Origin of the sequence: uncultured Proteiniphilum sp., assembly GCF_937873925.1 — a bacterium.
Taxonomy (GTDB): Bacteria; Bacteroidota; Bacteroidia; order Bacteroidales; family Dysgonomonadaceae; genus Proteiniphilum.
On record NZ_CALNAT010000242.1, the window covers coordinates 18,993 to 31,021 of the forward strand.

General features: G+C 41.1%; 8 protein-coding genes. 1 reads left to right on the top strand and 7 read right to left on the bottom strand.

The features are described from left to right. The first annotated feature begins 6 nt into the window (after positions 1 to 6). Positions 7 to 201: a hypothetical protein gene (locus Q0502_RS17150; RefSeq protein WP_298653514.1), complete on the top strand. Its 195-nt coding sequence runs from the start codon at positions 7 to 9 to the stop codon at positions 199 to 201. A 346-nt stretch (positions 202 to 547) separates the two neighbouring features. Here the strand turns inward: Q0502_RS17150 and Q0502_RS17155 are convergent, their stop codons facing one another. From Q0502_RS17155 to Q0502_RS17185, 7 genes are all read right to left on the bottom strand, one after another. After that, positions 548 to 2,719, bottom strand: a complete 2,172-nt coding sequence (locus tag Q0502_RS17155; RefSeq protein ID WP_298653515.1) for a DUF4838 domain-containing protein — start codon at positions 2,717 to 2,719, stop codon at positions 548 to 550. Continuing rightward, on the bottom strand, positions 2,706 to 5,609 hold the full coding sequence (locus Q0502_RS17160; RefSeq protein ID WP_298653516.1) for a tetratricopeptide repeat protein: 2,904 nt from the start codon (positions 5,607 to 5,609) through the stop codon (positions 2,706 to 2,708). The genes Q0502_RS17155 and Q0502_RS17160 overlap by 14 nt, the downstream gene beginning before the upstream one ends. Positions 5,610 to 5,661: 52 nt before the next feature. After that, positions 5,662 to 7,095 (bottom strand): glycosyltransferase, encoded by a 1,434-nt coding sequence (locus Q0502_RS17165; RefSeq protein ID WP_298653517.1) that lies wholly within the window; start codon positions 7,093 to 7,095, stop codon positions 5,662 to 5,664. A 77-nt stretch (positions 7,096 to 7,172) separates the two neighbouring features. Further along, positions 7,173 to 8,255, bottom strand: coding sequence for a HEAT repeat domain-containing protein (locus Q0502_RS17170; protein ID WP_298653518.1), 1,083 nt, complete (start codon positions 8,253 to 8,255; stop codon positions 7,173 to 7,175). Positions 8,256 to 8,519: 264 nt separating this feature from the next. Continuing rightward, complete coding sequence (locus Q0502_RS17175) at positions 8,520 to 9,401, bottom strand: metallophosphoesterase (protein WP_298653520.1); 882 nt, start codon at positions 9,399 to 9,401, stop codon at positions 8,520 to 8,522. Positions 9,402 to 9,604: 203 nt separating this feature from the next. Continuing rightward, positions 9,605 to 11,065, bottom strand: coding sequence for a hypothetical protein (locus Q0502_RS17180; RefSeq protein WP_298653522.1), 1,461 nt, complete (start codon positions 11,063 to 11,065; stop codon positions 9,605 to 9,607). A gap of 12 nt (positions 11,066 to 11,077) precedes the next feature. Then, positions 11,078 to 12,029: insulinase family protein (locus tag Q0502_RS17185; RefSeq protein ID WP_298653524.1), on the bottom strand; the 952-nt coding region annotated here is incomplete at its 5' end.

Below are 12,029 nucleotides of genomic sequence, written 5' to 3' on the forward strand. Positions count from 1 at the left end.
CTGTTAATGGAACAAATAAAAACAGACAAAGGATCGCACGCCGAAAATATGCTTCGACTTGAAACAAGCACGGGAATAGCGCACGCAAAAGAGCATGATAATCTGCAAAACAACCGTTGGCTACGCCGGTTTTCAATCCGACGACCGAAGGGAAGTCAATTCCGTATGGCCTTGGGATTAAAAATAAATATTGTCGAATGAAACGAAAAAAATAAACAACATGGAGAAATAACCTGCGAAGAAGAAAATATAATATTAATGAATTATAATAAAAACCCCCCCCCCCCCCGTTAATTTCTGTTAATAAGAAGAGGTTTAATAGATTATATCTTAAGCTAAATACCATGTTTATTCTTGTGTTAGCACATAATTCACTACAAAACTATATCATTGTCTTCAATGTGAGTACATAATTATGTTAAATGTTTAAATTATTAACATATCAATATCTAATTATATAAAATCATCCATTTCAACCCTTTACATATCAATGACCGCAAGCGATGTATGCCCTTCATTACCCACCGAAGACACCAATGGAGGTTTTCTACCTCGAATTATGATTTAAAACTTGTATTTCGTCCAGGGCTAGAATACTTGGGGATTCTTTTCTACGGATAATTTTCAATTCTATACTCCTTGCTCCGTTTAAATTTACCGGCAGGGAATAACTGACACCGTAAGATTCTTTTTCATCCTCCTCATAAGACGTATCTATTCGTTGGTCGGTCACCGGCCTGCCGTCAACAATCAGTTCAATACCGGCAGGCGGGTAGATACCATGCCTTTGCATATGCAGGAAACGGAGCCGGATGAACTTTGCCGTTTGAAGCGTATAAGCAGGAAAACGGATATGCAGATCGTCCGTGCCGCTTGAGTACCATCCGTGATGGTAGTCTTGCAGGAAACCCGGTGTACCGTTCGTCAGCAGCCCGGCCGTTTCAAAACCTTCGTCGGCATTTGATAAAACTTCTACCGGTATACCCAACAATGCATTTTCATATTCACCTGGGTTCAGCAGTTGTTCCCATTGACCTATATATTCGGAGAGGCTTCCGCCGGATTCTTTATAGTTTTGCATATCTTCATAATTTGCGAACTGCCGCAACTCTTCTATCAGAAGAGTTATTTCCGGTTTGACCCTCATCATGGTATTCTCTTTCCGGGCGTATCCCCATTCGCGGTCCCCCTGAATGTATGCAATCTGCAAGCGGGTAAAGGCAAGCGCCGTATATAATTTCTCCAACTTTTCGCGCTCCTCACCGGTAGTAGCAGGGATAACATTGCCAAGGGCCTCGTAAAAACGGATAAACTCATCCATATCCAAATAGGTCTTTACATTATCGCGCATCCCGCCATACATATTGTATGGTCTGTTTTTGTCGAAAAATCTCTTTTCCAGTGAGATGTAATAATTACTGATCAGTTCATGATTCCGGGGATACATTTTTTGATGATAACGTTTAATCAGCGCTTCTACATTTACGTCTACATCCATCATCAAGGCTCCGGCAACAAAAGTTTTCACATCGTCGAAGGGAGAATAATCGTAACCGCTTCCATTCAGAAAAAGGCCTCTTACGCCCTGTCTCTTAAAAAATTGCAACTGGGCTTGCAAGCTAAGCAGAATAGGGATCGGCGTGAGATAGTCATCGAAATTGGCAGCGTAGTCCCACAGGTAGATATCAGGGGTTTTATAGCGCCAGCCATGAATTTGTCCCACAAAAGTTTTCACCTTCGACTGTCTGTCGAGTGTCACACCTTTAGGCAGATCGATCGTACTGAAAAAAACGCCACTGTTTTCCGGCAATTGGTAGGCCGGAGGAGTAGCCGTAGTACGATAGGCAGTGGTGAAGAACTGATGGTTGGGAAACCGTTCTGCAAGCCTTCGGATCAGGTCATGCACTGCCGGTGTGGCATTATTCTTCGTATTCCCCAGTTGTATACAATCGGGACAGGTGCAGACCAGATCGTTGTCGTTGGGCATAATCATAAAACGGATACTTTGCTCATCCTCATCACCAAAATAATCGATAATATATTCTTTCAACTGTTCAAACAGTCCCGGTGAGGCGAAGCAAAATTGTTCTTTATTCCGCTCACCCTCAACCAGGGCATATATCTTTTCATCGCCCCGGTCTTCGACTATTTTGGGCAGGCTATGTCCCCAAGTGCCCCAGTCGGTGTCCACACAGTTTGTACCGAGGACAGGAGCGTATTCGGGTTGAAGATTCGCAGCAAAAAAGGGTTCCCGGTAGTTGAAATCGAAGTCTTTACATCCCGTACTAAAATCGATAACCCCAGGGGAGAAGTCATCAGTCACAAATCTATGATCGTCTATGGATATGCAATCCATCAACTGGTAAACAAGCCATAATGCCGTATTTCTTTTACGCACCCGTATGTGAAGTCGTTTTGAAGTATGCTCGATGCAATAATCATTTTTCAGATCGGGGGCCACTTCAAAGTGAATATTTTTCACTCCTTTGGGCATCTTTCGTGGAGGTACGCCCTTGTGAAGTTCTACGGAGTTTATCTCTTCCGTGCGTTTAGACAGATGATGGAAAAGATACGCTGCCCAACGCTCGCTCTCGGCGTCTTCTTCTGCCGTGATCAGGTATTTCTCCCCTTTCATACCGGGGGATCCTGCAGAACAGCTTATCATCAACAGCCAGATGGTGATAATGATTGTCTTTAAATAATACTCAGAATGCCACATTGATGTTCAAATAAATATTATACAGGTTTCTATAATTATCATAATTTTCCAAATCCGTGGGATAGTTGTACCACGTGCCGGTTACCCCTGCCGAAACGGTTTTGGTGATCATATGTCCGATACCTGCTCCCACCATCATATTCAGACCTGAAAAGTTATCGTAAAGCTGAGAATTAATCAGATCTACATCGGGTGCTGTGCCTACGCTGGCCATACCCATTACATAGCTTTTGGGAGATGAGAGATGGTAACGTACCTGCCCGGACAGGTTAAAGAACCATTCTATCTGTCTTTCTCTTTCGGCAACTGATCCATCTTCGTAGGATATTATCTGTTCGTTGCTGAGTATATAGTTATTGAAACGAAAATTCAAACGCCATACATCCAATTCTTTGGTAACACCGACTACAAGATTCCCCAAATGCGGTTGTTTCATTAAGTGATACACCCCCAGGGTATCGGTCCCAACTATCCGGGTGCTGAAATGCTCTTTGTCGGGTAGCCATCTGTACCCCACTCCGAGTTCTCCTTCCACCCCGTTTAAAATATTCAACTCCCTGAAGAGGGATGCATTGAACACAATTTTCGGAAAGAACCTGTTAGCCCCTGCTATATCAACCCTCGTGTGGGTCTGCTCATCCCATATCCGGCTCCATTCACCTTGTAGCTGAAAACCTTTTCCCGGTTCACGCCCGGCATAATTGATCCTTCCGATATAGGTGGCAGATTCTTCGAACCGGCTGTATTCTATTGTAGAGATGCTGCTCATGGTATAGGTATCACCGTGTCTGCTGCGTAAGTGGTATAAACCCACTTCGTTTTTATATCTTTTGTAGTTAAGGTAATTTAAGTGCTGTTTAAATTCGGAAAGTTCCAAAAGAGCCGGCTCGTAGAAAGATTGATAATAGTAAGCCGAATCGAAGCGATGCAGCTTTTCGTAGGCCACCCCTTTCATATATTTAAGCGATCTGTTGTCCGGCGCGTACAGCAAAGCCGTATCCAATACTTCCAAACCTTGGGTGCTTCTATTCTCTTTGATCAGTTGTCCGGCATAATTCCCGCTTAGTTGGGAGAAGGTGTTTATCAGCGTCTCATGGTATGGTGACTTCCCAAGTTCCTGGCGAAGATGTTCATATACATCGGCATAATTTCCCGTATCCAGGCCGTCATATTCCGCTATTTTTATTTTGAAGAATATATCATCGGGATAAGCTCCATTGCCCCGCATCGCGTAGGCATGCATATCCTCTTTTTTATTCATCTGGTCCGAAAGATTCACGGCATAACGCAGTGCAAGATTGTTGGACGGGTCTTGCTCCAACCACCTTTCCACATATTGCATGGCTTCCTCATATCTGAATTGCTCATTCAACACTTTTATCACGGCAGTTGCCATATCGGCGTAACCCCCCAAATGACGCAGTTTTTCTTCACCCACAGTGAGGGACAGTACTTGTTCATAGGCAGTGAACGCATAATGATATCGTTCCAGTTTGTGATAAATATCGGCTCTTTTCACATACAGATCGGGGTTATCCGGTTCGTCAAGGATGATATTATTCAGCATGTCCAGTGCTGTGTTGTAGTCGCCCAATGCCATAGCTGCATTATAAATTGAGTTTTGCGCCGCTTTTACCATGTCGTCATCACCATACTGCATCACCTCCCTTAAATTATCAATCGCAGCCACGTAACGCTCTTCCGCCAGATTTGTTTTGGCTTCCCCGGACACTATTTTTACATATTCATCCCGCAGATCGGTATCATCCGGATATTGAGCAAAGAGTTGTCTGGTTAGCGTTGCGGCACGTCCGGCGTTTTCCATTTTTTTGTGCAGACTCAACTCTTTCAGCAAAATATTTTTGGATTCTCCCCTCACACCTCTGTACCTGTTCAGGATATGCATTGCTTCTTCGTATTGATGATTTTCGTACAAATCATTAAATACATAATTAAATGCCTCTTCGTTTCCGGGGTTTGCTTCCAGAATTTTCCCATAAAGTGTGGCCGGTTCGTTGTCTTTGGCGTTGCGGGCCGCTTCCAACAGGTAATAATTGTAGTGTTGACGCAAAACGGGTGAATGGTTTGTTTGCATCTGCTGCTGTAAGAAACTCAACAACTCATTATATCGTAATTGGTCGGAAAGCAGGCCTGCTTTCTTGAAGATAAGCTCCATGTTGTCCGGTGCATATGTCAATCCCCGCTCGATACTGGCCAGGGCATTATAGTAGTCTCCCGCTTTTATGTAGTCGTTTGCCAGTCCGATATAATGCTGGGGATTTTGAGGCTCCGCGTTTATCAATTCCGATCGCAATGCAATGGCTTCGTCAATCTTTCCTGCCTTTTGTTGGGCTATAGCAGCCATCTCTGTTTCATATACATAGTCGCGATGCAAAAGAGTGTCTTGCGGATATATCTGGTTGATACGCTTAAGTAGCCGGTTTGCCTCCACAATGTTTCCCTGCAGACGGTACAACTCTATTTTCTTTTGCCATAATCCTTTCCAGTAAGGGTTTACCTCCAACAGTTCGTTCACATAACAGATAGCGCTCGAATATCGTTTCGTGACCGTCTCTACGTTTACCAATATCTGTTTGGCGTCCACGTTACCGGGATTCCGCTCCAATGCTTTTATCAATTCGTAACGTGATTTATCATACTGCTCTTCATGAAAATAATATTTCCCCAGAAGCATTCTCAAATCAGAGTCTCTGGGGTATCTCTTCAAACCTTCATCTACTATATTTTTTCCCTCTTCCCAGTTATCGTTATTAAACTCGGCATTGGCTCTCAAAGCATAGTCGCCTCTGTCATCAGGGCGGATTTCAATTTGAGCCGATACATTGCCGGCGAACAGCGTGATAAATAATAATATCCCGACTATTTTCATTGATGTTATTTTTTCATTCCGTAGTTTTATTTCAACTTGCATACAAAACGGGTTATATTTTTATTGTTGGAGTCGCACGCGAGAATCCTTGCCGGGTCATTGCTCCCCACTTAAAGCTTCTCCGGGTAAAAAACTGCACATAGCCTGTAAGACTGAAAAACACGACAAACGGATGATAGAGAAAAGCTTCGAAAGCAGAGAATACTACCAGGCGCAAGTACTCTCTGAATTTCTTATACTGTTTTTTCACAGTCAGATCATAGGAGATCGTGATCATTGATACGGTTATACTTATCAAATAGACAAAGAGTAGCATCAGCCAGAAAGTAGAGAAATTTATCTGTTGAGTAAAAAGAAGAAAGATCAGAAAAATAAGCCCCGTAGCTTCAATGACAGGCGCTAAGAATTCGAAAAAAAAGGCATAGGGTAGCACCAACATGCCCAATCTCCCATACCTTCGGTTAAAGAGCAGCCTGCGATGTACGATAAATATCTGTATCAGGCCACGTCCCCATCGTGTGCGTTGCCTTCTCAAAACCTGAATGTTTGAAGGGCCTTCTGTCCAGCAACAGGAATCCGGTATCTGTTCAATTTTATATTTCTCTCCCCGTTCACGCATATAAGCCACCATCCGGGTAGTCATATCCATATCTTCGGCATGCGAAAGAGGGTCAAATCCGCCGACATTGATTACCAGGCGGCTGCTAAAGAATCCGAATCCGCCGGATACATTGGGTATGGCATTGATCACCGACCATCCCATCTTGGCTACCAGATAAGAGCGCAGGTATTCGGTTTCCTGGAAAGTAGGGACAAACTGCCGGGGAGGCCTCACCCGGGTCATCACACCCTCATCAATTTCACATCCGTTTACCATCCGCATGGTAGCACCAACGGCTATCACAGGGACATTGGAATCCAATACCGGCAAGATCACTTTTTTAAGGGTATCCCGCGACAAAATACAATCTACATCCGTATTGATAAAATAATCATATTGAATATAGTTGACTCCAGCGTTCATTGCATCGGCTTTTGTTCCTCCGTTTATCTTATCCACAACGGTAAGCCGGTGAAATTGCGGGTTCTTTGATTTAAAAATGCGTTTTACCGGCTGGCAACGTACTTTGTAGGTGTAATCGAGAGGAACCTCCTCCAACTCAAAGTGACCTGTCAGCAGTTCCAATGTTTTGTCTTTACTTCCGTCGTTTACAACCACCAGTTCGAAGTTCGGATAATCCAGATTCAACATCGATTTTACATTGTCAACAATAATAACCTCCTCGTTGTATGCAGGGGTCACAATGGAAATACCGGGAGCTACCTCGGGATAAAGATTAAACAAAGCCTCTTCTTTTTTGGTGTATCTCAACCTCTTTTTTCGGATATTCATAAAACCCAAAACAGCTAAGAATAGGTAAATGGTTGTAAGGGTAATGGAATAAAAATAAACCATATACTGATAGAAATAGATAACTGAGTCCATAGGCTGTATGATTATTTCTTATGCATGATACGGATATGTATTATCTTATAAGCTCTTTATTTTTGATATTACAGGTCTTACCGTTGATCCAGGAGAATATTGTCTTTATCCCTGCATTTTTGTATTGCCTCCAACACTTTCAATTTCATTTCATTATTATAAGCGTCATCGTAAATATCGAATAAGAAGGGAAGACTTTCTTCTTTCCCTATCCTCCCTATAGCATCCACTATATTGTATTGTATCGACAATTTATATAATTTAAATTGAGAGGTGAATACCGGTAATGCCCCTTCATACTGCAAGATACCCAATGCTTTTACTATCTCTGCCTGCACGCTGCTGTCTCTGCTCCCTTTGAAGATTTCCAACAGGTAGGGTGCGCTTTCTTCTTGTTTGAAATAAGCAATCTCACGAATCAGAAAGCATTTGAAATCGATGTTTTGAGCATTCTGAACCCATTGCGCCAGGAGGGGTAATGCCTGTTCTTGTGATTTTTGTTTAATGGAACTATGGAGTCTGATCTCATCCAATCGGTTGAATTTACGATCGAAATCCTCTTCTTCCAAGAACCTGAAGGCATCCTGTTCCTCGAACTTAATAAATTCACTCCGGGCCAGCTTGCGCAGGTTTTCATTTCTATGATACAGCAGCGGCGCAACGATACCGCTGACAACCTCAGTCGTCAGTTCTTCAATTTTTCTTATCCCCCGTATTTTTCGACCTGTCCGGCCGGTTGATATTTCATTTTCCCAGTAATTCTCTAACCGGAGTAAGTACAAGATTTCATTATAATTATTGAGGTTTATTTTTTCCCTGTCCTTCTCCTTTATGGACAACAGGAGTTTGGTAAACATCTCCTTTTGCCATTTATGCTTATTGTCGCTTTTGTGAAGATTGATCCTATTACTTATATCTTCAGCATCTAAATTAACCCGAGAGCAAATAACATCCCTGATACCATTTTCATACTTATTGCGGATCTCTTTCCTACGCCTTCTGCGCTTGCTGATACCCCTGTTGATGAGAAACAGTCTTGATAGTGAGAGCAGATACAAAAACAACAGGAGCATCACCACAAAAACAGTAATGCGAATGATCGGAGCAAATCCCTCAAATTGAGAATCCAGGTAGTAAAAATAAAACTTAATTCTATCCATCTAATAGAATTTGTTTATTTATGGAGGCATAAAAGTAAGGCAAAGAGAATAAACGATGTGTTTAAATTTATTGGGAGAAGAATAAATACCAATTTTGAGAATATTTAAGACATATATTTACGAAATAAAGACAATTTATTGTTCAAAATAAATCCACTCTAATAAAGTAGGTTTTAAAAGATATCATCTGCTGTTTTTCCTGTCTCCTATTTAAGGAAATCCTGGTTTATATGTTTAGCGACCGGCCGGGCTATATAAAACCATCTATTCTTGAACATTCCATTTGTAATCAATATAATGATAATCGAAATTATTATTATCAATTATATCTATCTGAACAAATCCTTCTTCCATACCATGCATTTTTCCCATCCACCATTTACCTGAAAATGAAGGAGCTGAAATCACCGTTGTTTTGTTCAACAGATGTAAAACTTCATAATAATGTATATGCCCCTGCAATATTAACCGGAGGTTTTTATTTTTAAACAATTGAAGGATTTCTTCGCTGTTTTCAATCGCTGTTTTATTATTGTTGGCGTTTGTTCCGCCGCCATACCATTGAGACAGAGTCGTAATTAACGGCACATGCGTCATTATAACAACCGGGGTAGTATCGGATAACTGTTCAATATCTTTTTGAAGCCATTTCAATTGAATGGAATCGAGTCTTCCGATATATTTCCTGTCTTCAGTAATCATCATATCATCCAGGGAGATAAAATGCCATCCCTTATAGTCGAATGAATAATAGCGGGGGCCAAAATATTTTTCATAGAGCTTCTTGCCATAGAGAGGATGATCGACATCTATCTTCTTGTTGTAAACAGCAAAATGATCATGATTGCCGATAGCATAATATAATGGGGCATTCAATTTTGTCGCTTTATCCAAAAACAAACGACATTGCTCTTCGGCTTCACCCTGCGATCGTCTCAAAGCATCATACAGAATATCTCCTCCCACGAGAATAAAGTCCGGATTTAATTTGTTGATCGTATCAATTGCTGTATCCAATGCCTGGGGTGCTCCGTTTTTTTCATGGTAATGCACATCAGCCATAAAAATAAACCTGAAATTATCCTGGGCATATAAGCTGAATACCCAAAAAGCGATAACAACGAATGTGATTATTTTTTTCATCATAAGGATCTACAAATATAAAATGAATAGTATGCAGTCGAATACCACTTATCCGATAAAAAATAGGTAAGTAATATAAGCTGAAACGATCTGAAGAAAAATGAAAGGGCTCAACAAACCGCCAAACCCTTTCATCGTTTAATATCCTTCTACGAGATATAACTAAATTGACGTAAAACCAACACTATACATTCAGGATAAATCTTCTATTGTGCGGGAGCATCATATTTATAGCTATAGATCTTATTATCCTTTGTATACACCAGATAAGCTTTGCCGTCAGGAGCAAAACCGAGTGACAGATCATCAGCTTCAGCAGACTCCAGTACAATGGGAGTAGTCCAGTCCTGCGTATCTTTATCCAAAGAGACAACTGACGGGAAAAAACTTTCATTCCTATAGAAAAGATAGGGCACTCCCAGGGGAGAAACTGCCAGATCAAAATTAAACAATCCGCCGGAAGCACTTCCGATAGAACTACCCACACTGGATATTTCTTTTGTTTCAGCATCATACCTGATCACTCTATGTTTGGCAACACCTTCAGAACTATCGTCGACCAAAGCTGCAAACACATTTCCTTCTCTATCGACAGCTATAGCAAAATCTCTCAAATTAATACCGGTTGCATTTTCATCACTCCATTTGTCAATAATAGCAGTCCAGTTATTGTTCTCATATTTATAAACCGATACAGAATTGGGAGACACTGCATTATAAACCCCCAGATAAATTGCATTATCCAATTTTTCCGATACCAATAAATAGGCAACCAGGCCAGAGGCTCTTCCGGGAATTGTAGCGTTATTACTCCATATACCATTTTCAAAAGTATTCACGCTTAATTCCCTTCTGGCAAGGACATTGTCACGACCGTCATACATGGCGAATAACATCAGTTTATTATCATTTACGTAGTTGATAGTATGATAAGTGACTTTATTGGTTGTTGCCGGGGTATTTCCAAGGGAACTCCAGGTGGTACCGTTCCATGATTTTACCGAAGCCTGGCGGGAGATTGTACTTGTATAATCCAGATAAGAAACTGCAGGAAGATCATCGGATTTAAAAGCAATATCAAAATAAGAATCCGCACGTCCTTCCGAAACCTGTCCCAATGAAGACCAGGTACCTTCTTTTAAAGACATCACGGCGAGAGCTTCATCGTCTGTTGCTTCCCGATCCATCCTATACGCGATATAAGGGATACCGGCCGGACTGACTTTCATAATTAAAGAAAGGGTTTCCTCGGCAACAGGAGGTAATGCGGTCCAGACATAAGCGGGCGCTTTCCCTACGGTTACAGTATATTTCACATTTGCCGTGCCTTCAGATACAAAATAATCAACAGGTCCCGTAAAATCATTTGCTGTTACACCGCTTTGCTGAACAACTTCTTCTACCTTCACTACATCGTTCTCCGAAACGGTAAAACGTGCCACTAACCGGGTTTTATCCACATCTTCAGGAAGCAGGACAGAAATAGATGTCTGGTTGATGGGCGATACTACATAGTCCTGTACAATGATACCTTCGTTATCTTCGACATAAAATCCGAAAGAGGTCATTGCAGCCTCATATACGGGTGTGTCTGGTTCATCGGATGAACAGGAGGCCAATAAGATAGCCAGCGTAAGAGTAAATAAAAATAAACTTTTAAACTTCATAATTACATTAATTTATTGATGAGTGATTTGAATGTTATTTGTTTTTTGGGGAAGCAATACCGCTTCAATCATATTATTTATATTATAATACTGTGATAAGAATTCAGATAGTTCTTCATTTGTAATATTATTCACAATATCCCGGAAATTGGAAATATAGCTCCAGTCTTCGTTTCCATTGAATGTTGAATTTCTTATAAAAGAACTCCAATAAGAATCTTTCTGCACATTTACAGCCATATCATTTATCAGGTTCAACTTCACATTCTCGACTTCACTATCGTAGCCATGCGGGTTTTCAGACATTTCTTTCAGGATAGTTTTAATTTTGGCAATCAGAAGCGGGTAATTGTCAGGTTCAGAAGCAAATGTAATTGTATTGCGGGCCAGCTCGGAAGGATATTTCCTGGAACCGGAACTCACACTTACACTGTACACCATCCCCATTTTTTCCCTCAGTTCAGACAACAATTTCATTCTTAATACGTTGCTCATTATATCACTTTTCAAATCATAACTGTCTTTCTTATCCGGTATATCGGTATGTTGAAAAATCAGTGAAACAACAGCGCGTTCAGAATCACCTGCCGGCCGCACCAATTTAGCTGCAGATGTGTGCATTTTACCTCCATCATAAATAAATGGCATTTCAGATTCATCTTTTAATCCGGGTAAAGATCCTATATACCTGTTGATATACGGACTTAACGTTTCAAGTTCCCTATCTGAGATAATAACAAAAGTGAAACCGTTAGCGTCTCCGAAAGCCTTATGAAAGACCGGCAGCATCTTTTCAAAATGTACCTGTTCTTCGACGATTGAATCGGTTATCTCTCTTGTCACATAATCTTCCCCTTTCATCAGATAATTCAGATCCCGGTAAAAAACAGTTTGGTCTGTAATATTCTTATTCCGGTAATTCTCTATTGATCGTTTTTTCATCATCTCAAAAACGGAAAAATCG